Here is a 25,752-nt window from a genome sequence, read left to right as displayed (position 1 = left end):
CGCATCAATAATATGTGATTTATGTTTGACAATGCGTTTTTAATTATGATATAGTAAGTCGGTAGTGTTTAGGGAATACAATTTAAACGCACAAGCAGAAGCACCCGCTTCTCACCTTTCGGCCTGGGCTGACTGGTTCGCGATAATCGATTAGGCTATCGAGAGATCTTCCTCGGAAGATTCTGCGAGCAGCATGACAGGACGATTATGGGATGCGGGTTCTAATGAACCTGCATCCCTTATTTTATGAAAGTATCCAAATTTGGAGGTGGCACGTTATTAGCAGAGAACATCAAATTAACGATGAAATCCGGGCCAGAGAAGTACGCCTGGTTGGTGCGGAAGGCGAGCAAATCGGCATTAAGTCGATTCGTGATGCACTGCAGCTAGCTATAGACTTGAATCTGGATCTGGTTAACGTCGCTCCGACGGCTAAGCCGCCGGTATGCCGGATTATGGATTACGGCAAGTTCCGCTATGAGCAACAAAAGAAAGAAAAAGAAGCCCGCAAAAACCAGAAGATTGTTGACCTCAAGGAAGTATGGTTCCGTGCTAACATTGACGAGCATGACTACCAGACGAAATTCCGCAACGTGGTGAAGTTTCTGAATGAGGGTGACAAAGTTAAGGCTTCCGTCCGTTTCCGCGGCCGTGAGATCGCACATGCGTCAATCGGACAAAAGATTCTGGATCGCCTTGCACAAGAGGTTGCCGAAATATGCAGCGTAGAACGCGCTCCTAAGCTGGAAGGCCGGAGCATGATTATGATTTTGGCACCGAAGAGTAACACTTAATTTAAGGGAGGATAATTGACATGCCTAAGATGAAAACGCACAGCAGTCTGAAAGACCGTTTCAAAATTACTGGTACTGGTAAAGTAAAACGTTACAAAGCTTACCGTAACCACTTGCTTTCACACAAGTCCGGACGCCAAAAACGCGTTCTGGCTGGCCAACCACTTATGGCAGCTGGCGATGTTCGCCGTCTGCAACAAGGTCTTGGAAACTTGAAATAATCGTTCGACAATTATAATTAAGCAAATACAACCTACAGGAGGTTTCCACTAATGGCAAGAGTTAAAGGCGGATTTGTCCGTACTCGTCGTCGGAAAAGAATTTTAAAGCTAGCAAAAGGTTATTTTGGTTCGAAGCATCGCCTGTTTAAAACAGCGAAGGAGCAAGTTGGTAAGTCCCTTATGTACGCTTACCGTGACCGTCGCAACAAAAAACGTGACTTCCGCAGACTGTGGATCGTTCGTATCAATGCAGCAGCTCGTTTGAATGGTTTGTCTTACAACAAATTCATGCACGGCTTGAAACTTGCAGGCGTTGAAGTTAACCGTAAAATGCTTGCTGACCTGGCTGTTAACGACATCAACTCGTTCAACTCCCTTGCAGGCGTTGCAAAAGAAAAAATCAACGCTTAGGAATTTTCCGATGCGTTTATAGATAGAGGCTGTCCCATTTGGGACAGCCTCTTTTTGCATTCTGTTGACGGAAGCCGGTGCGTCTGCAGGCTGCCTGGGAGCCTCTGTGACGCTGTCAGACGAGTTCAATAGTGATATCGCGTCACTGTGTGAATGCGTCACTGCGAGAGTCTGATAGCATGCTGCAGGGCTGCTGAAGCAATGGGAAGGGTATTGCAGCGGAAGGATCTCCTTTTTACTGGGATGGACAGTGGACAGGATTGGATGCGCTGTGCTGGGTTGGACTGAACTGAACTTGGACTGGATTTGAATTGAACTTGAACTGAACTTGAAGCAAGCTGACTGTTGCTTGTGTGACGCTCCACTAACGACCATGTGAGTCGTCAACCACAATGCCTTCGAATCATCGACCTCTGCCCGACCGTTCCCAGCAACTCCCCCTCAAACGTTACGCTATCCGTCCGCTAATGCAAAAAGTTCTTTAACTAAATCAATTATTGCTCTATTGCTGTACAGATTTCTACCAACTGATGCGATAAGGAAGAAATAACAGTAAGAGCAGAACATGATTACCGTACTAGGAATAAAAAGCAGTAGTGGGTGGTTTTCGTGCTACGAAAGGCTAAATGAAGCCCAAACGAAAGAAATAAAGTCATTAAGGAAAGAAAAAAATGACTTAAAGAGATTTTGAAGAGAGAAGCTTTGGACAAAGAGCAAATTAGAATCACATCTAGCTGCTGCGCGAACTCAAACGTGAGTTGCCAACCATTATGTCTTCGGAATCATCCACCTCAGCCGGACAGTTCTCAATCTGCTCCCCCCTCAAACGTTACGCTATCCGTCCACTAATGCAAAAAGTTCTTTAACTAAATCAATTATTGCTCTATTGCAGTACGCCTTCCTACCAACTGATGCGATAAGGAAGAAATAACAGTAAGAGCAGAACATGATTACCGTACTAGGAATAAAAAGCAGTAGTGGGCGGTTTTCATGCTACATAAGGCTAAATGAGCCGAAACGAAAGAAATAAAGTCATTAAGGAAATAAAAGATGTCACTAGAGCTAACGAGCTAGCTAACTTAAGGGCGGCTCGGGTCATCGCACATAATTTGTTAGTGAGTAAAAGGAGACTCGTTTGGCATCGGCATTACAACAGAGAATCCCTTCGTCTCTCAATTTATGGAGCCAGTTAATTGCAGTTCTTGGTGATATATCGAAGTGCTGAGCGACTTCATCGGGTTTAATTTTACCGTCTCTGCGCATGGCCATTTGAACAATTAACTGCTTTTTAATTTCCCATAGTTGATTTGGTTTCCCGCTGTCGGTACTGTAGGCTCGTGACCACCAGTAACCTATTGCTTGCATTAACTGGCGCTGACATCGTTCAGGTTGATGCTCGACTTGCCAAGCTGAGAATCGTAGCACTAACCAGCCCGAGAGAATCAGATCATTCTGTCTCGACAGATGGTCATTGAAATCTCCAGGTGTAATATCCCTAGCATGTGTAGTGAATCCATCAATCTCAATTACTAACCGCACGCCATTCCTCACATATACGAAATCAGCAAATCGCTGTCCCCCTTTATAATCACGAAAGGGGTGTTCTGCTTGGAGACCATCATAGCTGTGTTCGAATGCAGGTCCCCATACTCGTTCCAAAAAGATCAGTTCAATCTTTCCGAGCTTATTACGATAACTCCCGCTTATGGCAGCTTCACGTTCAAAATTGTCCACAAACCTATCTAAAGGATGTTGCATCTAGTCACCTCCAAAAATGTTAATTGTGTTATTAGAACGATAATCAAGCCCTGGCGCATCAACAAAACGATAGCAAATCTATTGATAGCTTACCTGTCTAGCATTCAAAGCTTCTTGCTACAACCACCTCCAACCCTTCAGCCAGAAAATAAAAAACACCCCGACTGCCTACGAGCATAGCTCGCTGCAGTCAGGGTGTGCTTCACTCCTGATAATCTCCTGAAAATCAATATATTCTATTATAGTAACAATCAGGGAGTATGTTCAATACCCCTTGCTAACGTACAATTCGCGTCACAAAGGACAAACAAACAGACATAATCTCTCTCTCTCGAATATTCTATAGGACAAAGGGAAAGGAGGGATTTTATCATGAGTAAAGTTTCTAATGAGCAAGTGCGGAAGCTAGTTGGCAAGTCCGTGTATGCGGTACGCAAAGACGGCTCTGTAGTAACAGGCAAGCTCGTTCAAATACGTCAAAACAAGCTAGTCTTGGAACCTCTCAAGAAAAATAAAGGTAAAAAAGTTCAGACAAAAGCGATACTGCCGCTTGTATTATTTGATCTTCTTGCTATAGGTACACTTGGCTTCGGTGGTGGTTTTGGTGGCTGTGGCTGTGGCGGCGGATGTGGCGGCGGCTGCGGTAAAGGTTATGGCGGTGGTTATGGTGGCGGCTATGGCGGTGGTTACGGCGGCGGATACGACAGCGGCTATAATCAATATGGTCCTAATCAAGGCTATAACTATGGAAATTACTACTAATAGCTAGAAGGCTGTAAGTATAGGATTAAGGAGTATACGGTGGAGTAAGCGGCTTAACCATCTCATAGCAGCGAAGCTCAGGATAATAATGGATCGTAGCATACCCGAGTCTTGTATAAAGATTATGCGCCTTCGGATTTGATTCATCTACGAACAATCTTGCAGCTAAGCATTGATGTGCGATACCGTAAGCTTCACAGCTCCCCATTAATTTTTTTGCCCAATTGCGGTTGCGATGCTGAGGATGTATGACAAGCATATCGACATACAATACCGCTTGCATAGCCTCAAAATGGACGAATCCGAATGGCGTGCTCGATTTTCCAGGTGCTGCAACATAAGTCATTCCTCTTCGGAATCGCTTCGGCAGATCACGGATCGTCTGAGGATCGCTAGAATGAACAGTATGCGAGAATGGAATAAGCTCGGTCTGGATTAATCGGAAAATTTCTGCGTCATCGATTCTGGCGTTGCGCTCTCTAATCATTAATTATCATTCCTGACTGAATGAGTTTGCCGATTGCGGGCTAAGCTAGTATATGAGTGAAGGGCTGTGAATGCGCCGCAGCTTTTTTACAAATGACTATTGTTCTTGACGAACCGAACATCGCGGCATATAATAAGGAAAGTCTTATTTAATAAAGCAATCGGCAATGATGAGGACGAAGTGTTAAGGGCTCTTTTGTTCAGAGAGCAGACGGACTTGCTGCAACCGTCGCCAGAATCCCTTTTTACGAGCTCACCTCGGAGCTGTTTCCCTGAAAAGCAACGGTAGTTGCGCATTAGGGGGAATCGCACGGCATGCGTTAAAGTGCCAAAGGTATGGACGCTCTGTGCGCACACGTTCTTACCTGTGGAGGTTATACATTGCAAAATGTATAACGAATTTGGGTGGTACCACGGAAGATTAATAACCTTTCGTCCCTCGACGCTTCGATTTAGTTCGGAGTAAGAGGGGCGGAAGGTTTTTTTGTTGTTTTCGAGAGGAGGATGACTGATGGTCACGCAAGGTGCAACACTGAAGTCAAAAGAAGAGTTAATGGAAAAGCTGAGGAAGCCTGAAGTAATTACAGGTTCCGAAATTTTACTTCGTAGTTTGGTGTTAGAAGGTGTGGAATGCGTATTTGGCTATCCTGGCGGTGCGGTGTTGTACATTTACGACGCGATGCACGGGTTCTCCGATTTCAATCATGTTCTTACTCGTCACGAACAGGGAGCGATTCACGCAGCTGATGGCTATGCGCGTGCAAGCGGCAAAGTCGGCGTATGTATCGCTACATCCGGACCGGGCGCGACTAATCTTGTAACGGGTATCGCCACAGCGTATATGGATTCCGTACCTTTAGTTGTTATCACAGGTAACGTTATTTCCAGCTTGATCGGCAGTGACGCTTTCCAAGAAGCGGACATCACAGGCATTACGATGCCAATCACGAAGCATAGCTACTTGGTTCGCGATGTAGAGGATCTGCCAAGAATTATTCACGAAGCGTTCCATATTGCAAATACCGGACGCAAAGGTCCAGTATTGATTGATATACCGAAAGATATTTCAGCGAACAAAACATTGTTCAAGCCGGTGACAGAAGTTAGCATTCGCGGCTACAATCCTACTGTATCGCCTAATAAGCTGCAAGTAGATCGCCTGATTAAAGCCATTGAGCAATCCTCACGTCCGCTCATTCTTGCAGGCGGCGGGGTTGTATACTCGGGCGGACATGAAGAGCTGCTCGAATTTGTAACGAAGACAGAAATTCCAATCACGACGACATTGCTCGGACTGGGAGCTTACCCAAGCGGCAATGATCTGTGGCTGGGAATGCCAGGTATGCACGGCACTTACACAGCGAACAAATCGATTCAAAGCGCGGATCTGCTCATTAACATCGGAGCACGCTTCGATGACCGGGTAACAGGCAAGCTTGCTGGATTCGCACCGCATGCGAAGATCGTTCATATCGATATCGACCCTGCGGAAATCGGCAAGAACGTTCCGACAGACATTCCGATTGTTGGCGATGTGAAGACCGTTCTCCAGCTTGTGAATCAACAAGCGAAGCGTGCGGATAAAGCGGATGAATGGCGCCAGCAGCTTCAAGAGTCCAAGGCAAAATATCCGTTCAGCTACCAGGATTCGGACGTTGAGCTCAAGCCGCAGTGGGTTATTGAGATGATTCACGAAACGACGAACGGTGATGCTATCGTTACGACTGACGTAGGCCAGCACCAGATGTGGGCTGCTCAGTATTACAAATTCAACAAACCACGCTCATGGGTAACATCCGGCGGCCTTGGTACGATGGGCTTCGGTTTCCCTTCAGCGATTGGTGCACAGATGGCTAACCCGGATCGGGTTGTCGTATCGATCAATGGTGATGGCGGCATGCAGATGTGCGCGCAGGAGCTTGCGATTTGTGCAATTAACAACATACCAGTTAAGGTTGCTATCATTAATAACCAAGTACTTGGTATGGTTCGTCAATGGCAGGAGCTTATCTATGATAACCGTTTCAGCCACATTGATCTTGCCGGCAGTCCCGACTTCGTTAAGCTTGCAGAAGCTTATGGGGTAAAAGGGTTCCGTGCTTCCAATAAAGAGGAAGCTGCAGCTGCTTGGGAAGAAGCGCTTCGCCATCCGGGTCCTGCGGTCGTTGAATTCGTTGTTCGCAAAGGGGAGAACGTGTACCCGATGGTAGCGCAAGGAAGTACGATCGACGAAATGATCATGGGGGATGCGGAATGAAAAAACACACGATCGCAGTAATCGTTAACGATCAGCCCGGCGTTCTACAACGCGTATCTGGCTTGTTCGGACGCCGCGGCTTTAATATCGAGAGTATTACAGTAGGTACCAGCGAAGAGCAGGGCTTGTCCCGTATGGTTATCGTCACTAGTGGCGATGATCATACGCTCGAGCAGGTTACTAAACAGCTGTACAAGCTGATTGATGTTATCAAAGTTATTGATCTCAGCTCGAATCCAATGGTAGCACGTGAGCTTGCGCTTATTAAAGTAAGCGCAGAGCCATCATCGCGCCCGGAAATTCTCGGAGTTGTCGAGACTTTCCGCGCAGCGGTGGTCGATATTGGCACTCATTCTCTTATGGTACAAGTTGTTGGAGATACGGAAAAAATCGACGCTATGGTAGAGCTGCTTAAGCCTTACGGTATTCGTGAACTATCAAGAACAGGTGTTACTGCTCTAACTCGGGGCAACAAGTAGTCGTTAGCCAATCATTCATTTACATTTTTAAGATCCCGCTTTGAGCGGGAGTTTAAGGGGAGAAGCGTATTTGCAGCTATTCTCTACTTAAACACCCGTTCAAAAGGGTTAAATCAAAGGAGGCAATTATTAAAATGGCAGTTACAATGTACTATGAAAAAGACGCAGATCAGAACTTACTTCAAGGTAAAACAATCGCAGTAATCGGTTACGGCAGCCAAGGTCACGCGCAAGCGCAAAACCTTCGTGACAGCGGTCTGAAAGTAGTAATCGGACTTCGTCCAGGTAAATCTGCAGACGTAGCTAAGAAAGACGGCTTTGAAGTTCTGACAGTTGCTGAAGCTACTAAAATTGCTGACGTTGTTCAAATCCTTCTTCCTGACGAAACACAAGCGAAAGTATATAACGAAGAAATCGAACCAAACCTCAAAAAAGGCGCGGCTCTAATGTTCTCTCACGGCTTCAACATTCACTACGGCCAAATCGTACCTAACAAAGATACAGACGTATTCTTGGTTGCTCCTAAATCTCCTGGTCACATGGTTCGCCGTACGTACCAAGAAGGCTTTGGCGTACCAGGCTTGATCGCAATCGAGCAAGATGCAACTGGCAATGCAAAAGCAATTGGTCTTGCTTATGCAAAAGGTATCGGCTGTACGCGTGCTGGAGTTATCGAAACTTCCTTCAAAGAAGAAACAGAAACAGATTTGTTCGGTGAGCAAGCTGTACTATGCGGCGGTGCTTCTGCACTTGTTAAAGCTGGTTTCGAAACGCTTGTTGAAGCTGGTTATGCTCCAGAAATGGCATACTTCGAGTGCTTGCACGAGCTTAAGCTGATCGTTGACATGATGTATGAAGGCGGCATCTCCTCGATGCGCGATTCTATCTCCAACACAGCTGAATACGGCGACTATGTAACTGGTCCACGTATCGTTACAGAAGAAACGAAAAAAGAAATGAAACGCGTTCTGGAAGATATCCAATCCGGCCGTTTCGCTCGCGACTTCATCTTGGAGAACCAATCCAACCGTGCTATGCTTACAGCTACTCGCCGTAACGAAGCAGCTCACCCAATCGAGCAAACGGGAAAACAACTTCGCGAATTGATGCACTGGATCAAAAAATAAGGTAGTCGCTGGAATTATTGTTCAATTGGACATAATGGCGATGTAACGAAATAGACTGTAGATGAACGATATCCCGGTTCGTAGAAGGAGTATGTAGATATGAGACGATATCCTCATGCTTCTTCGCGAGTCCCGGGATCATTTTGTTCCCGGAGGTGTAAGGCATAAATGCGGAAAATTTATATTTTCGACACAACATTGCGTGATGGGGAGCAATCTCCTGGCGTTAACTTAAACACAAAGGAAAAGGTGGAAATCGCGCTCCAGCTCGAGAAGCTTGGAGTCGATCGCATGGAGGCCGGCTTCCCTGCGGCATCACCAGGCGATCTGGCAGCGGTTAACGCAGTTGCTCGTGCCGTTAAGAACGCTACAGTTATCGGCCTGTCCCGCTCTCGTGAGCAGGATATTGATGCTGTTCGTGAAGCTCTGCAAGGAGCACAGGATCCGTGCATTCATTTATTTCTAGCAACAAGTCCGATTCACCGCAAGCATAAGCTTCGGATGGAGAAGGATCAGGTTCTAGAGACAGCAGAACGCTCGATTCGTTATGCGAAGCAGTATTTCGACAAGGTCGAGTTCTCCCCAGAGGATGCTGGACGTACAGAGCTTGATTTCTTGTGCCAAGTAACGGATATGGCGATTCGTGCTGGAGCAACGGTCGTTAATATTCCAGATACAGTCGGTTATCTGTATCCGCAGGAGTTCGGGAACATTTTCAAGACACTCAAAGAAAACGTACCGAATATCGAGACGATTCAGCTAAGCGCGCACTGCCATAACGATCTTGGTATGGCAACTGCTAACGCGCTGGCCGCAATTCTCAATGGTGCTGATCAGATTGAAGGCACGATTAACGGAATTGGCGAACGCGCTGGTAATACAGCTCTTGAAGAGATCGCTCTTGCCCTTGAGACACGTGCGGACTTCTTCGGTGCGAAGACGACGCTCAACTTGAAGGAAATTGCCAAAACAAGCCGTCTGGTCAGCAAACTGACTGGTATGGTCGTGCCAGGCAACAAGGCGATTGTCGGTGCGAATGCGTTCGCACATGAATCCGGCATTCATCAAGACGGTATGCTGAAGGAGAAAACGACGTATGAGATTATTTCTCCGGATACGATCGGCTTGAAGGAATCTCTGCTGGTGCTTGGCAAGCACTCTGGACGTCATGCGTTCCGTGAGAAGCTTATCGATCTGGGCTATGAGCTGGAAGAGGAGTCTGTTAATGCTGCGTTCGCTAAGTTCAAAGACTTAGCTGACCGCAAGAAGACAGTAACAGACGAGGATATCCGCGCTATGCTGATCGATACGCTGATCGATACGCCAGAAGTATTCACACTTGAGACAATTCAAGTGAACTATGGCAATCAGTCAACGCCTAACGCAACCGTACGTATTCGCTTAACAGAGGGTGACGTTCGTGAAGAGACCGCTGTCGGCAACGGTTCCGTTGATGCGATCTACAATGCGATTGATAAAGTGACGGAAGAAGCGGTAGAGCTTGAGGATTATTCAATCAAGTCTGTATCGCAGGGGAAAGACGCGCTTGGTGAAGTGCATGTTGTGCTGAAGCAAAATGAGGTGTCCGCACAAGGCCGCGGCCTGAGCACGGATATTCTTGAAGCGAGCGCTCGCGCATATATTGATGCACTTAATCGGTTGATTGAGAAGCGCAAAACACCGGGACGCCGCGACAAAATGAGCTTGATTTAACTTACTTAAAAGTCCATTAGGGATTGTTCGCCACAGGAGCAATGCAACTGCAGAGATGAGTGAAGGGTTAGCCGTTTCTCTTTGTGCTCCGCACGAGCTGCGAACAAGCCCTTCTGGGCTTTTTTTATTGATTGTAAGGAGGAATGATCATGTTGTTCACCGAAACGCTGCGGACGTCCAGAAGAGATGAAATGGTTGATATTACAAGGCAAGTGGCGGCCATCGTTGCCCGTGAAGGGGTGGGGGAAGGGCTAGCCGTTGTCTATTGTCCACATACGACAGCAGGGATTACCATCCAGGAGAATGCTGATCCTGATGTGAAGCATGATATTCTGATGCGGCTGAATGAGGTATACCCTTGGGAGCATCCGAAGTACCGTCATGCCGAGGGGAATACATCGTCCCACTTAAAAGCATTAACGACTGGGACAAGCCAGACGATCATTATTAGCGGAGGCAAGCTGCTGCTCGGAAGATGGCAGGGTATCTATTTCTGCGACTTCGATGGACCGAGAACACGGCAATATCATGTGAAACTGCTTAAAGGGTAGAAGGAAATGATCATTTATAAGCATTTCCTATAAAGATGATAGATTTTATATCTTTGTCTTAGAAGCTGAAATGTGGTACAAATGATAATAGTGTGAGAATAGCTAAAATGAGCTCAAATAAGGGAGTGTACAAATTATTATGGCAGACGTTAAAAAAATCGCGGTAATCGCCGGTGACGGTATCGGTCCAGAGGTAGTAGGCGAAGCACTTAAAGTATTGAAGAAGACAGAAGAACTGTTCGGCTACCAATTCGAAACGGAGCACGGCTTGTTCGGTGGTATCGCAATCGACGAGAAAGGTACGCCTTTGCCGCAAGAAACGCTTGATCTCTGTAAAGGTGCTGACGCTGTATTGCTTGGCGCAGTTGGCGGGCCGAAGTGGGACAACAACTCCAAAGAGCTTCGTCCAGAAACAGGATTGCTCGGCATTCGCAAAGAGCTAGGCCTATTCTCCAACATCCGTCCGGCTACTGTATTTGACTGCTTGAAAGAAGCTTCGACGCTCAAGCCAGAAGTGCTCGAAGGCACAGATCTGATCGTTGTGCGTGAGCTGACAGGCGGTATTTATTTCGGTGAGAAATTCCGTCGTGAAGGCGCTCAAGGCGTAGAAGCAGTAGATACTTGCGTATATAACGTACAAGAGATCGAGCGCATCGTTCGTCAAGCATTCGAGATTGCTATGACACGCAGCAAACGCCTTGCGTCTGTTGATAAAGCCAACGTTCTCGAAACATCCCGTCTGTGGCGTGAAGTAGTTAACAAGATTGCTCCTGAATACCCAGAGGTTGAGCTCGAGCATGTACTTGTTGACAACTGTGCTATGCAATTGCTTCGTCGTCCGTCAAGCTTCGACGTAATCGTAACAGAGAACATGTTCGGAGACATCCTAAGTGATGAAGCGGCTATGCTGACAGGCTCTATTGGTATGCTGTCATCTGCATCACTTGGTGAAGGAAGCTTCGGCTTGTACGAGCCGGTACACGGCTCTGCACCTGACATTGCTGGACAAGGCATCTCGAACCCAATTGCTACAATCTTGTCTGTGGCGCTTATGTTCCGTCTGACATTCGGTTACCATGAAGCAGCTCAATCGATCGAAGATGCAGTTAAGCAAGTTCTTGATGCAGGTAACCGTACTAGCGATATTGCTGTTGATAAGAGCACAGCGATTGGTACAACTGCAATGGGCGATCTGATCGTTGCTGCTATGAAAGCTTAATTATAATAATTATAAAAAAATATCTATTATAATATTGACTTTATTACAGCCTAGTGATAATATTTATCAAGTGAGTCACAGAAATAAAGTGACAAAAAATATATGATGAATAGGTCAAGGAGGTTTTTATTATGGCAGAGCGTTTGGTAGGCCGTCCGGCTCCAGATTTCACAATGGAAACAGCAACTGGTGATGGTAAAGATTTTGGAACAGCATCCCTGTCCGACTACAAAGGCAAATGGCTGGTATTCTTCTTCTATCCACTAGATTTCACATTCGTATGCCCTACTGAAATTACAGCACTCAGCTTGGCTGCTGATTCCTTCAAAGCGCTTAACACTGAAGTTCTTGGCGTTAGCGTAGACAGTAAACATAGCCACCGCGCATGGATTAACACGCCGGTTAATGATAACGGTCTTGGCCAATTGAGCTTCCCACTTGCTGCTGACATCACGAAGAGCGTTGCTCGTGATTACGGCGTTCTGATCGAAGAAGAAGGCGTTGCACTTCGCGGCTTGTACATCATCGATCCAGAAGGCGAAGTGAAATACCAAGTCGTTAACCATAACGATGTAGGTCGCAGCGTTGACGAAACGCTTCGCGTATTGCAAGCACTTCAATCCGGTGGTCTGTGCCCAATGAACTGGAAGCCAGGTCAACAAAATCTGGTTGCGAAGTAAGCTTAATTGAATGAAAAACAAGAGCCCGTGCCGACTATCGGTACGGGCTTTGTTTGTTTTAACCTACAAGAGCGATAAGAATAAGGAGTGCATTTCTCTTCGTCAAGCAGGAATTGTAGGGGTTAAGGACGAATAAGTTATTTCAAACGGACCATGTTTGCTGGCTGCTGGCAAGCAATGAAGGGGGTAGTCGTCGATGAGTTTTTGCTGTGGAGCTAGTATGATTGGTACGAAAGGTACTTTGAAGCATTTCCGAACACATATTCATAATGTTCCTATTATGTTCTGTCCGGTATGCCATCGTGTGGAGATTCATTATCTTGTTGAGAATGAGTATGAAATATTAGCAGAATACGCACACGGAGACGGCGCCGCTGAAGTTGATTTTCAGGAGTATGTTGAGCAGGAAGGCAAGGCTTTGTTTGAGAATTGTGTGAATCACGAGAATGAAGATCCAATGGAGGTTGTCCTAAGCCAGATTGATATTTCACTAGATCTGCTAAGCTTTGCGAATCAAATAGGGGATACGATGTGGCAGGATGAGCTGAAGAAGCGACTTGCCATCTTAAGCGGTAGACGTATTAAGCTCAAGCAACGGAGAACTTCTGTCTAATTTTTAGTTTACATTTAAAAATTAAGCCTCCGATTTGGAGGCTTTTTCATTTTTCTCAGAATAATTGCATCACACCCCCTGAAGCAGATAAGGACGACCGAAACATATACATAGAGAGGTGGAGCAGTTGTTACTCTTATTGTTCAAACGGTTTTTGCGGAAGACGACTTCGGCCAAAGCTGCCAAGAATGAACAGACATTAGCTCCCGAACAAATCGTAGAACGGATTATGCACGGCGACGAGCTGCTGCGGGAGAAGTTTATTTCAGATTACAAGCCCTATATCACGAAGGTGACTAGCAGGTTTTCCAAACGATATATAGATCCTTCCAGAGATGATGAATTCAGTATTGCACTGATGGCATTTAACGAAGCGATTAACCAATTTTCCTCCGAATCCGGCAGGTCTTTTCTAGGCTTCGCTGAAACGGTTATACGAAGACGTCTCATTGATTATGTACGCAAAGAACAGCGGCATACGCAGTCTGTTCCTTACAGCGCATATGACTTGCAGGACGAAGAAGAACAGGTCTACAATCCAATCGAAACGAAGCAGGCGCTTCTGGCTTATGACAAGGAAAGAGCTGCGGAAGATAGGCGATTGGAGATTGGGGAATACAGCAAAGAATTAGAGCAGTTCGGCATATCGTTCAACGAGTTGGCGGATAACTCTCCTAAGCATGCAGACTCAAGAAGGATGCTGCTTGGGATGGCCGAGACACTGGCAAATGATGTTAAGCTGTTCGAGCAGCTGCGAATGAGCGGCAAGCTGCCGGTCAAAGAGCTGACTGAAAGATGCGAAGTGTCACGCAAGACGGTTGAGCGCAATCGAAAATACATTATTGCGGTATCTATTATTTTGAATGGTACATATCCGTTTTTACTTGATTATTTGAACATCACCCCACAGCTAAGTGAAGAAGGTAAGGAGGCGGGATTATGAATCGTGGAGTCGTTATGCAAGTTGGAAAAAAAGAAGCTGTAGTCATGACTGCGGACGGCGGATTCGTAAAGGTCCCGCTTAAAGGGAATATGCAGGTTGGGGAAGAGATTCGGTTCGATTCCGTCCTCACAGAGAGAAGCAGGCCTAAGCTCTGGTATGCGGGTGCGGCAGCGGCGATTCTCCTGTTCATATTGCCTATCTTCATGCTAGTACAGAGCAAGGACCATCCAGTAGTCGCATACGTTAGCATGGATATTAATCCAAGCATCGAGATAGGTGTCGACCAGAACAAGCTCGTTAGGGAGCTGCAGGCGCTGAACGAGGATGGTGAGGCGATTATTGCGGGACTGGATTACGAAGGTCAATCATTGGAAAAGGTGACGGCAGCGCTAATGAAGAATCTCGCGGATTCCCATTACCTTGATGAACCGGACAAAGATATTGTCATTACCAGCTTGCTGCTTAATGAGCAGATTTCCTCAGACTTCGAAGCAGTAATATCGGATCAAATAGATCAGGCTATCCAATTGACGCTTAAGCAGTTAACGACGGAGCTGACCGCTAATGTTACGACTCTATCTATTCCAACAGAGCTGAGGGAAGCGGCATCAGCTAGTGGTGTATCTTCCGGTAAGATGGCGGTGTATTTAATAGCGAAGGATGAAGGATATGATATTGAGCTGGATAACCTTCGCGAGCAATCCATAGACAAGGTGACACAATCGATCGGCGGCGTGCAGACGATTGTTGAGAAGTCGGAGAACTCCAGCAAGGAGAAGCTGAAGGAATTGGTGCAGAAGGAAAAGAATGAGAAGAAGGCTGCGAATGCAACGGCAAAGCCAGTCAAAGAAGCAGCAGTGAAGCCTCCTGCACAAGCGACACCGAACGAGAAGCCTGCAGCTGTAATCAAGCCTCAGCCGACTCCGGGCCTGGGTAAGAAGGATGCCGCTAATCCGAAAAGCTCTAATAAGCCTAAGCAGACTAATGAGCCTGGCAGGTATGAGGGTTATTGGAAGGATAAAAACCACATATGGAACAAGGATAAAGACAACAACCACGACCGCGACGACGATGATGAGGATGACGAAGACGACGACGACGACAAGAACAAGGATAAGAAGAATACCAATTGGAATTCCAGCAATAAAGAAAGCAACAAAAACAATAATAATCAAAAAGCAACACAGAAAGATGAGGAGGAAGATAAAGAAAAAAATAATGATAAGCAGAAAAATAATGACAAAGATAAAAACAATAATGACAATAATAAACAAAACGAAATTAAAAATAACCGTAATAACAACGACTAAAGTAATGAATAGAAGTAGGATAAGGGCGGACGTTAAGCCCTATTGGATTCTTGAAAAAGAAGATAATAGGCGACGATTGGACCTTTTTGCTGTATATGGCGCATTATTGCTGTTGAGATGAGGCTAGGTCATTAGTCTCGTTCTCTCCTGAAAACCTAGCATGCTTCGACAAAGTCTCCGATTGACAGGTATTGCCAATAACTCCTATGATTAAGTTAAATCATGTCAATGTCCATAGTTGCTGCCGGGGGGGTTAATCATGCAAGCCATTCGAAAGCGCTATTTCCCGGTGCTTGCCGAATATATTCGCAGTGGTAAGGAAATATCCCTATTCAAAGCATCGGAGCTCGGAGAAGAGTTAAATGGCATTCACCCTGAAGAACTGATCGTAATCCATGAGGAATGCATGCACACCTTGGTGGCCAATGTCGAATCTGAGGATGTTATTAAGCTGTATAACCGTTCTTTTATTTTTTTGATTGAGGTAATGGTTTCCTATCGGTTCCAAACCGTGTCAGACAAAACAACAGAACAGAAGTTTACAGAAATGCGCGAGATGCTGTTTCGCTCGAATCGATCCTTCGAAATGGTTAAAAACAAATATGAAAATGTTCTGCAGCATATGGACAGCGGCATAGCATTGTTTGATAGTGACGGTATTTTATCTTTCATTAATGTCAAAATGGCGAAGCTGCTTGATATACCTCGTAAGACGTTAGTCGGGTGCAGTCTAAAGGAAATTTTGCTTCATCGGCAGCTTAGTCCTGTAACGAAGCGAGTTGTTCTAAGGCTATACAAGGAATTATTCTTAAGACGCAGCGGTTATTATGAATTTCAGGATAAAGATGGCAAGCATCTGCTGGTCACGGTTACATATGGCGATGAGCTTGATGGCGATTTTCTCATTAGTGTCAAGGATGTATCGGAGTACAAGCAGATTGAACAGACGGCTCTGCAAAATGACAAGCTAGCAATGCTAGGCCGAATTGCAGCGGCGATTGCACATGAAATACGTAATCCGCTGACCTCTATTCGTGGATTCATTCAGCTGCTTCGTCCCTATTTGCTGCAGCTTGGCAAGGAAGAATACGCACGGATTATTCTGGCTGAGATTGATCGAGCCAATGACATTATTTATGAATTTCTGAATTCGTCCAAGCCTTCCGCTCCAATGAAGAAGTCAGTGTCTATTCATCGGCTCATTCAAGAGGTTGTTCTATTCACAGAGAGTGAAGCTTTAATGAGGAATTGTCAGATTCAGATGGAATCTTACGATAATGATTCAAAGTTAATGGTGTCGATAGATGTGAAGCAGATTAAGCAGGTCATATTGAATATAGTGAAAAACTCACTGGATGCTATTGAAGAGCTGCAGGGTGAACGCAGCGGACGAATTGATCTGATTATGCGCTCTGACGGTCAGTATGCAGAAATTACGATTAAAGATAATGGCAAAGGAATGGATAAGGGTACCCTTGCAAGATTATTCGATCCGTTCTTCACGACCAAGGAGGCTGGCACAGGCCTTGGATTGTCGGTCAGCTACCGGATTATCCGCAATCATGGAGGATCAATCCAAGTGGATAGTGTGGACGGAATAGGTACGTCTTTCGTGATCTATTTGCCATTAGTTGAATAAAAGATTAAAATCGGGGTATTAACCCCGATTTATTTGTTGTTGTGAGGAAGAGAGGAATTGGATAAAGATGAGTGTACATTTCACATATGAGGCTGCTTCAGCAGCAGGCTCTGCAGATGCTATTGTAAGGTTGATTAGTGCGAAGGAGCTTAAAGAGGAGCTATCAGCAGAGTGGATTCATCCACAAATTGATGAAGCGGTAAGAGGCTTATCTGCCAAAGGGTTATTCACAGCTGAGCCGGAGCAGACAGAGGTTATAGCAACATTAGGCCTCCATTCCGCAGGGCATGTCATATTCGTTGGTTATGACGAAGAAGGCGGTATTAACAGCTTGCGATATGCGGCAGCGGCAGCAGCTTCAGCATTGAAGAGCATTAAGGCGCTTACGGCTCAAATCAGGCTGCCTGAAGCTATCATAGCGGAAACGACTGCGTACAGCGCGGAGCAAGCAGCACAGGCACTGACAGAGGGATTGCGTCTGGCTGTCTATGACCGTATCCCAGAGCTGCGTAATCCGAAGCAGCGTTACGCACTTACACATGTATCTTTCGTAGCAGCTTCTGGCTCAGAAGCAGCTTCAGAGGCTTGGAATAAAGGGATTACACGCGGCAACTTATTCGCCCAAGGCGTTATTGCTGCTCGTGACTTGACGAACCAGCCAGGCAATAAGCTTATTCCGGAAGCGCTGGCTACTCAGGCTGAGGATCTGGCGCGTGAGTATGATCTTGATATCGAGGTTATCGATGAATGGGGAGCTGCTGAACAAGGCATGGGCGGACTGCTCAGTGTGGGTCAAGGCAGCGTGAATCTGCCCCGGATGATTGTGCTTCACTATAAAGGGGCGCCTGATGTTGAGGAAACATGGGGCATTATCGGCAAAGGTGTAACATTCGATACTGGTGGTATTTCTCTCAAGCGAGCGGAAGGAATGCAGAATATGATTTCTGATATGGGCGGAGCAGCAGCTGTATTCGGAGCTATGCGTATTATTGGTGAGATGAAGCCAGCGGTTAATGTCATTGCCGTTATTCCTACTGCTGAGAATATGCCATCCGATCGCGCATTCAAGCCTGGGGATGTCATCAAGATGATGAATGGTACGACAGTCGAGATCGTAAATACCGATGCAGAAGGCAGGCTTGTACTGGGCGATGGCTTAACTACTGCTATTCGCCGCGGTGCTACGAAGCTGGTTGATGTCGCGACATTAACAGGCGCTGTGGTTGCTGCTCTTGGTACAGAAGCGACAGGCGTTGTAACGAACAACTCCAGCTTGCTCGCACAGCTTAACGAAGTGACAGAGCGTACTGGTGAGAGAGTATGGCATTTCCCGGCGTATCCGGAGTATAAAAAAATGCTTCGAAGCGATGCGGCTGATCTGAAAAACTCTGGCGGCCGTTATGCCGGTACGATTACTGGTGGCTTATTCGTTGGGGCTTTTGCCGAGGAGCTGCCTTGGATCCATCTGGACATTGCTGGAACGGCATTCCTTGATAGAAGCCGCGGCTGGGAGCCGAAGGGCGCAACCGGTGTTATGGTACGTACGCTTGTAGAGCTAGTAACGAACAATTCCTAATAATCGTGCGAAAAAGTGCGGATATATTTTTATCTTAATTGGGCGTATGATAGAGTTATGTGCACGTGTTGCTGCATAGATGAATGATTTCATATGGTCATAGACGGAGGTAAACATGCGAATCATCGATCAATCACAGGTTCAGTATCGAATTAACAGCCTTGTAGGCGAGGATCTCTATATCCATCTTGAAATGACGACAGGTGCCTATGCCGCTCATCATGATAGTACCAAGCATCCGGCAGCAACGTTCATTACGAACGCAGTTATTCAATATTCGACAGGAACGATCTCTGGACAAGGTCCCTATCGTGTTGGATTGAAGGCGACGAACGGCTGGATCTATTCAGAAGGTCTAACCCACTGGGAAGAGAGCGATTCGGAAAGACTGATAATGGCGGGCCATGATGCTCAAGGCAAGCTCGTAGTGGCATTGCAGTTAAGCCGGACGCCTTTCTAAGAAAAGACACGAGAGGTGATTATAGATGAAGCAACGTATACTAGTTGTATTGCCGCATCCGGATGATGAAGCTTTCGGCTTGTCCGGTACTTTGGCCAAATATATAAGCGAAGGGGCTCAGGTCACCTACGCATGCTTGACCCTTGGTGAGATGGGCAGAAATATGGGAGTCCCGCCTTTTGCTACGAGAATCACTCTCCCCGCCATTCGCAAGAAGGAGCTGGAAGCCTCTTGCCAAGCTATTGGTTTGCAGGATTTACGGCTGCTGGGCTTTCACGATAAAACGATTGAGTTCGAGGATCAGGACAAGCTGGACAGTGTGATCCTTGCCTTAATTGAAGAGCTGGAGCCAACGCTTGTGTTCACCTTCTATCCAGGGTATGGCGTCCATCCAGATCATGATGCTACGGGGGCTGCTGTTACTCGGACGATCAAGCATCTGCCGCAAGAACGCCGTCCTGTCGTGCTCGCAATGGCTTTCGCCAAAAACACAGTCGAGGATCTAGGCATGCCAGATGTACGTGTACCCATCATTCCGTATCTTCAGCAAAAGATGGCGACGATTGCAGCTCATAAATCGCAATTCCAGCTCGATCAGATGCTTGGTGGAGTCAAGCTGGACGACAAGCAGATTGAAGAACGGTTCGGAACGGAACGGTTCTATACGTATAAGTTCGAATAATTAACGGAATAAGCCAGGTGCACTGTTGTGTGCCTGGCTTTCTTTATCGATAGATTGTTCCCAGCTAGAAAACCTTTACGTGTGTAAGCAGCATATAGTACACTTACACGAGTTGTGTCGTTCGATGTACGGTCAAGTCTAGCAAAGGTAAGGGCAGGATAAGCAAATAGGGCAAGGGGGTGGAAGGATTGGCAAAAGGACCGAAAAGGCCTACGAGGGACGAGTTTCAAATGGAAGAAATGGGAGAGAGGCTGGTAGAAGCGTATCAGGAAGGCTCGGAGCTGCTGCTGACCGTCTGGAACTGGGAAGAGCGGGTGCGTGGCAGAATCACGAAGATGGACTCTCGAACAAGGCTTGTGCACGTAGAGCATGAGGCAGAAGTTGTGAAGGTGCCGTTCATGGATATTATGAGAATAGATAGTCCCCGCGATTAATGCTGGGGGCTATTTTTTTTGGACTCATTCATTGAACTTGACAACAGTGAACTGTGTATAATATCATTACAGTAATAGAAATAGTTACAGTTAAGTTGCAGCGGGGAACAACTGCTTGGAGTCTCCGACTTGACAGTATAAACTGTATGTATTATGATTACAGTAACAAGTTCGATTACAGTTATTAATAAATAGGTGGTGGGGAAATGAAATTTGAAACAAGCGACTGGGTACAGGGGAAAACGAATAACGGAGAATTAATTCAAGGCTTTATAGAAACGATAGATACATTGGAAGGTATCGTTAGAATTCAGGTCGTAAAGTCGGATAATGAAGATGCCGTAGGAAAAATGACTGCTGTACGCGAGCATTGGATTAGAAAGCTTCCTGAGGTTTCCCCGCAAAATATTGAACAAATACAGAGTTTAATTGACCTTGCCTTATCAACGTGGGATGAGCCTTGGTTCATGGAGCTTACACAGCAGTTGAAAGAAGCAAAAGAGCAATCTAAGCTTGAAGGAAATAGGAGCGATCAATCAGATGAATCCCAATTATCAACCTCTGTTTAACACTTTCTCATTGAAGAGCGGTGTTGAGCTTAAGAACCGTATCGTAATGGCACCCATGACGAATATGTCATCCAACGAAGATGGGACAGTATCCGATACTGAGCTTGACTATTATGCCCGCCGCTCGGGTGGAGTCGGTCTCGTTCTGACAGCATGCATCTATGTTACACGCAACGGTAAAGGATTCCCAGGCGAGTTCGCTGGAGACACGGACGACATGATCCCAGGTCTGCGTCGTCTGGCGAGCACGATTAAGGAGAAAGGCTCCAAAGCGGTTCTGCAGATTTTCCATGGCGGCAGAGAATGTCCACCGGAGCTCGTTCCGAGTGGTGATGTAGTAAGCGCGAGTGCTGTTAAATCCGAGCAAGGCAGGGGGAGCAGCAGAGTGGTTCCTAGAGCTCTGACGGATGAAGAGATCGAATCGATTATCCGTGATTTCGGTCAGACGACAAGAAGAGCTATTGAGGCGGGCTTCGACGGTGTTGAAATTCATGGCGCCAACGGCTATCTTCTGCAGCAATTTTTCTCGCCACATTCGAACACACGGGACGATCGCTGGGGCGGAAGCTTGGAGAAGCGACTGGCCTTCCCGCTGGCTGTTGTGGATGAAGTGAAGCGAATCGTTGCTGAGCATGCCAAGGAACCGTTCCTCGTGGGCTACCGCTTCTCGCCGGAAGAGCCGGAGACACCAGGAATTACCATGGAGGAGACATTCAGACTAATTGATGCGCTCGCTGACAAACAATTGGATTATCTTCACGTTTCCTTACAGGAATTCGATTCCACTCCACGTCGTGGTGCGGATGAGAGCAAGACTCGACTCGAATGGATTCAAGAGCGTGTAGGCAGTCGTGTTCCCGTTATGGGCGTAGGTTCTATTAACACTCCTGACGATGCCATTAGAGCATTAAGCACTGGGATTCCTCTCGTCGCAATCGGTCGTGAATTAATTGCCGAACCGGACTGGGTAGAGAAGGTTGCTGAGGGGCGCGAAGCAGAGATCAGAACGACGATCAGCAAGAAAGACCAAGAAGCACTGGTTGTACCAACACCGCTATGGCAAGCCATCGTCCATACACCGGGTTGGTTCCCAATTGGTGATTAATATAGATAAGAGAACCGTAGATCAGCTAGCTAGCGCTGATCTACGGTTCTCTTTTTGTGGAATTGCAGCTGCAACTATTCCGCCTTTACAAGGATTTTCACATGATTCTTTTCTCTCAGCAGAGCATCGAAGCCCTCTTCCATTACTTCATCCAGCTTGATTCGCTTCGTAACAAGCTTGTCAGCTGGGAAGTAGCCTTGCTCCATCAGACTAATAACAGCAGGGAATACGTTGCGATACCCGATAATTCCTTTGATGGTACGCTCCATCATGACAATGTTGTTAGGTTTAATAGATGCCTCTTTCTCGAAAATACTAACGATCATTAATTCGCCGCCGATTTTCGTTGCATTCAGAGCTTGAGTGAGAACCGGAGGAACACCCGTAACTTCATAAGCGACGTCTACTCCGCCATTCGTACGATTATGGATTTCTTGAACAACATCATATTCCTTCGGATCGATTACAATTGCACCTAGCTCTGCTGCTTTTTGTTTCCGCTCAGGTGATAGCTCAACTGCGTAGATTTCTGCGGCGCCTGAAGCCTTTAGCGCTTCAATAACGAGTAAGCCGATCGGGCCTGCACCGAACACGCCTGCTTTGTCGCCAACTTTGAGCTTGCTCTGGCGAACCGCATGGAGAGCTACTGCTGAAGGCTCGACAAGCGCACCTTGCTCATAAGAGACGCCATCTGGAATTTTGTGAACCATATATTCTTCAGCAGCTACATACTCGGAGAAGCCGCCTCCGCCACCAGCAAGACCAAGGAAGCCCATTGTCGAGCAGAGATTGTAATAGCCTTGTTTGCAAGCATCGCACTTGCCACATGCATAGATAGGCTCGACAACAACACGATCACCAGCCTGCACGCGTGTTACGCCTTCTCCGACCTCAACAACTTGACCGGAAAACTCGTGGCCCATAACGATGGGTGCTTGCTCCCCTGTAATAGGATGAGGAACGCTTTCCGGGATAAAGATAGGACCAGCTGTATATTCATGCAAGTCGCTGCCGCATATGCCGCACCATTCGACTTTAATTTTCACTTTTCCAGGCTGTGCAGCCGGTTCTTCAATGGTGTCCAATCGCAAATCCTTAAGACCATGCCATCTTAATGCTTTCATAGTGTACATCTCCCTAGACGTTTAGAATAATAGATCAGAACAGACTATATGAACGGAAATAAATAAGTGAATGAGGAAACGTTTCCGAAAACAACTATGTCACAGCACCGACACATTGTCAACACTCCACAGTCGGGCGACCGTCGTTCTTCATCATTTTTGCTGGATATGATATAATAGTTGGACAACTAAATACGGAAACAATTTCATGAAGATTAGGAAGTGTGGAATTGGGAGTTAACAAAGTAACGATAGAGGATGTAGCCGCACGAGCTGGAGTCGGAATCGCAACAGTCTCAAGAGCTATTAATAATATGGGGGGCATTAGTCCCAAGACAAAAGCAAAGGTTCTGGAAGCTGTAGAGGAGCTTGGATTCGTTCCGAATTCTTTTGCCCAGAACCTAAAGGTGCGTCAAACCAAGCAAATTGCGTTGGCAGTTCCCGACATTCGAAATGCATTTGTTCCGGAAATTTCCTATGCCGTTGAACAAGCGGCGAAGCATTATGGCTATCGCGTTGTTCAGATTAATACCCTTGGTAATGTACGATCAGAGCTAGAGCTGCTGCGTGATGTGAAGAAGCTTCATGTAGATGGCTTAATTATATTGCCTCTAGCTTATCCACGAACGTTGATAGAGCTTATTAATAAATCCAGTCTCCCTATATCCATCATTAACTACGGAAAGAAATTAGAAACGGATGTTAAGGCGGATATCGTCAGTCTTTCTACGCAAGAGGGCAAGCTAGTTATGGAGCATTTGATTAGCATTGGGAGAACGAGAATTGGATATGCCGGTGCCCCTAAGGAAATCATTGAAGAGAGATTTTTTGCTTATGAGGATGCTTTAGAGCATGTCGACCGTTCTTTGGTTTATTTCGGAGATGATTTCTCCTTGCAGACAGGTACGAAGGCTGCCGATTATTTCGTTAGCTTGACTCATATGCCTGATGCTATCTATGCAGGGAATGATATGGTGGCCATCGGATTACTGAATCGGTTCAAAGAATTAGATATTCGTGTGCCTGAAGATATTGCTATCGTTGGAATTGACAACAATCTGTTATGTACGATCACAACCCCGAAGATTAGCTCTGTCTCGATTATGGGGGCTGAAGTTGCCAAAGTCGCCACGGAGCTACTGCTGCAGCGTATACAAGAGCAGAAAAAAAATCTCTATGAGAGAATCCAATTCGAGCCTAGGCTCATCGTTAGAGATTCAAGCCTAGCAAGGACCAGAGTCACTGAGCAGATTGAATAGCTTGCTATTGAGAAGTGGAGGTCACAGTAATGACTTATGAAGAAGTGATGAATGCACTCGAGGACATGGGCACGGAGCAGACGAAGAAGACGCTTGGAAGGCATGGGGCTCAGGAGCCTTTCTTCGGCGTTCGAGTTGGGGATATGAAGAAGCTCGTCAAGCATGTGAAGAAGGATCAGGGCGTGGCACTTGCTCTGTATGACTCCGGGAACACCGATGCGATGTATTTGGCTGGGCTGACTGTTAACCCGAAGCAGATAACGAAGGAACGTCTTCAAGCTTGGATGAAACAAGCCTACTGGCATTCCCTTGCTGAATACACAGTGGCGGGCGTAGCTGCTGAAAGTGCTTATGCTAGAGAGCTGGCTGTCGAGTGGATCGAATCACCGGAAGAGATGACGGCAGTTGGCGGCTGGAGTACCTATGCGAATTATGTAGCTATCACCCCAGACGAGCAGCTGGATCTGGAGGAGCTTCACCTCCTGCTGCAGCAGGTAGAGAGGACCATACACTCGGAGCGCAATTGGGTTCGCTATACGATGAACACCTTCGTCATCTCAGTAGCAGCCTATGTCCAGCCGCTCGCGGCAGAAGCGAAAAAGGCTGCCGCCGCTATAGGCAAAGTGCACGTCGATGTTGGCAATACGGCCTGCAAGGTTCCTCTCGCGACTGATTATATTGAGAAGATCGATTCGATGGGCAAGATCGGCAATAAGAAAAAGACCTGCATATGTTAACTATATAGACAAGACAAGGGCTGTACCCCAAGCATAAATGCCTAAGGTACAGCCCTTCCGCTTACAAGGAAATGGCCTCGTTCTGTGACGAAGCGGGATGTTCTGCGATTTCTTCACGTACCAGCTTCAGAAATTCTCTCATGAAGCCAGGAAGATCAGGCCATGCATGACCGCTGACGAGCTTGCCGTCTACATGCAGCTTATCAGCCGCATAAGTAGCCCCAAGCCGCTCCACATCGAGGCGACAAGCGTTATAGGCAGTCAGTGTACGTCCTTTGAAGTAAGAGGTGTCCGGCAAGGAGAGGAATACCTGTGCTCCGTGACAAATAGCTCCTACTGGCTTATCCTCATCGAGGAAATGCTGAATAATGCGGGGGAGATCGGCGTCTGAGCGAATGTATTCCGGAGCTCTGCCTCCAGGTATAAGGAGTCCAACATACTCCGAAGGATCTACATCAGCGAAGCTAATATGGGAATCAAGCAGATGGGCGGGCTTTTCCGTATAGGTATCCCAGCCATTAATGAAATCATGCACAACGGTATGTAGCGTTTTCTTAGTTGGTGAAGCGATAACGGCTTCGTAATTCTCTTCTAGCAATCGGTAATAAGGATAGTAAATTTCTAGAACTTCCGCAGCATCGCCAGTCACGATAAGAACCTTAGTACACATGAGCTCACTCCTTAGAAATTGGATTTACATACATCCTGCAACAGATTTAGTATGCTGGCTGTCGCAAGAGAACGTCAATCATCCAGAAGTCACAAGGCTTGAGATACAAGTCAATCACAATATGTCGATTCACCCGTTGTGGGAGAGTATACTACAAAAAACCGGACATTAGA

Annotated in this window: 27 protein-coding genes; 23 read left to right on the top strand and 4 right to left on the bottom strand. The window is 46.5% G+C overall.

Annotated elements, in window-relative coordinates; genetic code table 11:
- The first annotated feature begins 224 nt into the window (after positions 1 to 224).
- From infC to rplT, 3 genes are read left to right on the top strand one after another with little or no spacing between them, the layout of a single operon-like run.
- Positions 225 to 794, top strand: a complete 570-nt coding sequence (gene infC / locus AC6ESP_RS09045; RefSeq protein ID WP_497096390.1) for a translation initiation factor IF-3 — start codon at positions 225 to 227, stop codon at positions 792 to 794.
- 20 nt (positions 795 to 814) lie between these two features.
- Entirely contained in the window at positions 815 to 1,015 is a 201-nt protein-coding gene (rpmI, locus tag AC6ESP_RS09040; RefSeq protein WP_497096389.1) for a 50S ribosomal protein L35, read from the top strand.
- A 51-nt stretch (positions 1,016 to 1,066) separates the two neighbouring features.
- Positions 1,067 to 1,426, top strand: a complete 360-nt coding sequence (rplT, locus tag AC6ESP_RS09035) for a 50S ribosomal protein L20 (protein WP_497096388.1) — start codon at positions 1,067 to 1,069, stop codon at positions 1,424 to 1,426.
- Positions 1,427 to 2,521: 1,095 nt separating this feature from the next.
- Here rplT and AC6ESP_RS09030 read toward each other — a convergent pair.
- Positions 2,522 to 3,184, bottom strand: a complete 663-nt coding sequence (locus AC6ESP_RS09030) for a DUF559 domain-containing protein (RefSeq protein ID WP_497096387.1) — start codon at positions 3,182 to 3,184, stop codon at positions 2,522 to 2,524.
- A 372-nt stretch (positions 3,185 to 3,556) separates the two neighbouring features.
- Here AC6ESP_RS09030 and AC6ESP_RS09025 point away from each other — a divergent pair, with 372 nt between their 5' ends.
- On the top strand, positions 3,557 to 3,946 hold the full coding sequence (locus AC6ESP_RS09025; RefSeq protein ID WP_497096386.1) for a hypothetical protein: 390 nt from the start codon (positions 3,557 to 3,559) through the stop codon (positions 3,944 to 3,946).
- Between the two features lie 25 nt (positions 3,947 to 3,971).
- Here AC6ESP_RS09025 and AC6ESP_RS09020 read toward each other — a convergent pair whose 3' ends face one another.
- Positions 3,972 to 4,433 (bottom strand): GNAT family N-acetyltransferase, encoded by a 462-nt coding sequence (locus AC6ESP_RS09020; protein ID WP_497096385.1) that lies wholly within the window; start codon positions 4,431 to 4,433, stop codon positions 3,972 to 3,974.
- 510 nt (positions 4,434 to 4,943) lie between these two features.
- Here AC6ESP_RS09020 and ilvB point away from each other — a divergent pair.
- From ilvB to AC6ESP_RS08935, 17 genes are all read left to right on the top strand, one after another.
- Positions 4,944 to 6,689 (top strand): biosynthetic-type acetolactate synthase large subunit, encoded by a 1,746-nt coding sequence (gene ilvB, locus AC6ESP_RS09015; protein WP_497096384.1) that lies wholly within the window; start codon positions 4,944 to 4,946, stop codon positions 6,687 to 6,689.
- Positions 6,686 to 7,168, top strand: coding sequence for an acetolactate synthase small subunit (gene ilvN / locus AC6ESP_RS09010; protein WP_497096383.1), 483 nt, complete (start codon positions 6,686 to 6,688; stop codon positions 7,166 to 7,168). Before ilvB ends, ilvN begins: the two co-directional genes overlap by 4 nt.
- Before the next feature lie 134 nt (positions 7,169 to 7,302).
- Entirely contained in the window at positions 7,303 to 8,295 is a 993-nt protein-coding gene (gene ilvC / locus AC6ESP_RS09005; protein ID WP_497096382.1) for a ketol-acid reductoisomerase, read from the top strand.
- Between the two features lie 168 nt (positions 8,296 to 8,463).
- On the top strand, positions 8,464 to 10,008 hold the full coding sequence (locus AC6ESP_RS09000) for a 2-isopropylmalate synthase (RefSeq protein WP_497096381.1): 1,545 nt from the start codon (positions 8,464 to 8,466) through the stop codon (positions 10,006 to 10,008).
- A gap of 149 nt (positions 10,009 to 10,157) precedes the next feature.
- The gene (locus tag AC6ESP_RS08995; protein ID WP_497096380.1) at positions 10,158 to 10,559 is read left to right on the top strand and encodes a secondary thiamine-phosphate synthase enzyme YjbQ; all 402 of its coding nucleotides are present in this window, start codon (positions 10,158 to 10,160) and stop codon (positions 10,557 to 10,559) included.
- Positions 10,560 to 10,698: 139 nt separating this feature from the next.
- The gene (gene leuB / locus AC6ESP_RS08990) at positions 10,699 to 11,778 is read left to right on the top strand and encodes a 3-isopropylmalate dehydrogenase (protein WP_497096379.1); all 1,080 of its coding nucleotides are present in this window, start codon (positions 10,699 to 10,701) and stop codon (positions 11,776 to 11,778) included.
- Positions 11,779 to 11,909: 131 nt separating this feature from the next.
- Positions 11,910 to 12,458 (top strand): peroxiredoxin, encoded by a 549-nt coding sequence (locus tag AC6ESP_RS08985; protein WP_497096378.1) that lies wholly within the window; start codon positions 11,910 to 11,912, stop codon positions 12,456 to 12,458.
- Positions 12,459 to 12,654: 196 nt separating this feature from the next.
- Complete coding sequence (locus tag AC6ESP_RS08980; protein ID WP_497096377.1) at positions 12,655 to 13,071, top strand: hypothetical protein; 417 nt, start codon at positions 12,655 to 12,657, stop codon at positions 13,069 to 13,071.
- 118 nt (positions 13,072 to 13,189) lie between these two features.
- The gene (sigI, locus tag AC6ESP_RS08975; RefSeq protein WP_497096376.1) at positions 13,190 to 14,014 is read left to right on the top strand and encodes an RNA polymerase sigma factor SigI; all 825 of its coding nucleotides are present in this window, start codon (positions 13,190 to 13,192) and stop codon (positions 14,012 to 14,014) included.
- Complete coding sequence (locus tag AC6ESP_RS08970) at positions 14,011 to 15,324, top strand: anti-sigma factor domain-containing protein (RefSeq protein WP_497096375.1); 1,314 nt, start codon at positions 14,011 to 14,013, stop codon at positions 15,322 to 15,324. The genes sigI and AC6ESP_RS08970 overlap by 4 nt, the downstream gene beginning before the upstream one ends.
- Before the next feature lie 259 nt (positions 15,325 to 15,583).
- Complete coding sequence (locus AC6ESP_RS08965) at positions 15,584 to 16,963, top strand: ATP-binding protein (protein ID WP_497096374.1); 1,380 nt, start codon at positions 15,584 to 15,586, stop codon at positions 16,961 to 16,963.
- Between the two features lie 67 nt (positions 16,964 to 17,030).
- Positions 17,031 to 18,539: a leucyl aminopeptidase gene (locus AC6ESP_RS08960; RefSeq protein ID WP_497096373.1), complete on the top strand. Its 1,509-nt coding sequence runs from the start codon at positions 17,031 to 17,033 to the stop codon at positions 18,537 to 18,539.
- A 115-nt stretch (positions 18,540 to 18,654) separates the two neighbouring features.
- On the top strand, positions 18,655 to 18,999 hold the full coding sequence (locus tag AC6ESP_RS08955; RefSeq protein ID WP_497096372.1) for a YojF family protein: 345 nt from the start codon (positions 18,655 to 18,657) through the stop codon (positions 18,997 to 18,999).
- Positions 19,000 to 19,024: 25 nt separating this feature from the next.
- Positions 19,025 to 19,681 (top strand): bacillithiol biosynthesis deacetylase BshB2, encoded by a 657-nt coding sequence (bshB2, locus tag AC6ESP_RS08950; protein ID WP_497096371.1) that lies wholly within the window; start codon positions 19,025 to 19,027, stop codon positions 19,679 to 19,681.
- A 188-nt stretch (positions 19,682 to 19,869) separates the two neighbouring features.
- Entirely contained in the window at positions 19,870 to 20,115 is a 246-nt protein-coding gene (locus AC6ESP_RS08945; RefSeq protein WP_497096370.1) for a YolD-like family protein, read from the top strand.
- 206 nt (positions 20,116 to 20,321) lie between these two features.
- Entirely contained in the window at positions 20,322 to 20,684 is a 363-nt protein-coding gene (locus AC6ESP_RS08940) for an IDEAL domain-containing protein (RefSeq protein WP_497096369.1), read from the top strand.
- Positions 20,656 to 21,789 carry an NADH-dependent flavin oxidoreductase gene (locus AC6ESP_RS08935; protein WP_497096368.1) on the top strand — a complete coding sequence of 378 codons (1,134 nt, stop codon included), beginning with the start codon at positions 20,656 to 20,658 and terminating at the stop codon, positions 21,787 to 21,789. The genes AC6ESP_RS08940 and AC6ESP_RS08935 overlap by 29 nt, the downstream gene beginning before the upstream one ends.
- 74 nt (positions 21,790 to 21,863) lie before the next feature.
- Here the strand turns inward: AC6ESP_RS08935 and AC6ESP_RS08930 are convergent, their stop codons facing one another.
- A complete protein-coding gene (locus tag AC6ESP_RS08930; RefSeq protein WP_497096367.1) occupies positions 21,864 to 22,913 on the bottom strand; it encodes a 2,3-butanediol dehydrogenase in 1,050 nt (349 codons plus the stop codon).
- Positions 22,914 to 23,143: 230 nt separating this feature from the next.
- Between AC6ESP_RS08930 and AC6ESP_RS08925 the strand changes: the two genes are divergently transcribed.
- Together AC6ESP_RS08925 and AC6ESP_RS08920 are read left to right on the top strand one after the other, a co-directional pair.
- On the top strand, positions 23,144 to 24,172 hold the full coding sequence (locus AC6ESP_RS08925) for a LacI family DNA-binding transcriptional regulator (protein ID WP_497096366.1): 1,029 nt from the start codon (positions 23,144 to 23,146) through the stop codon (positions 24,170 to 24,172).
- A 29-nt stretch (positions 24,173 to 24,201) separates the two neighbouring features.
- Positions 24,202 to 24,909, top strand: a complete 708-nt coding sequence (locus AC6ESP_RS08920) for a DNA alkylation repair protein (protein WP_497096365.1) — start codon at positions 24,202 to 24,204, stop codon at positions 24,907 to 24,909.
- 61 nt (positions 24,910 to 24,970) lie between these two features.
- On the opposite strand, the gene AC6ESP_RS08915 is transcribed toward AC6ESP_RS08920, so the two are convergent.
- Positions 24,971 to 25,579: a DJ-1/PfpI family protein gene (locus AC6ESP_RS08915; protein ID WP_497096364.1), complete on the bottom strand. Its 609-nt coding sequence runs from the start codon at positions 25,577 to 25,579 to the stop codon at positions 24,971 to 24,973.
- Positions 25,580 to 25,752: the final 173 nt, after the last annotated feature.

The organism is Paenibacillus xinjiangensis, from assembly GCF_059686975.1.
The sequence above is the reverse complement of the archived record's forward strand: the minus strand, read 5'-3'. Positions and strand labels throughout refer to the sequence as shown.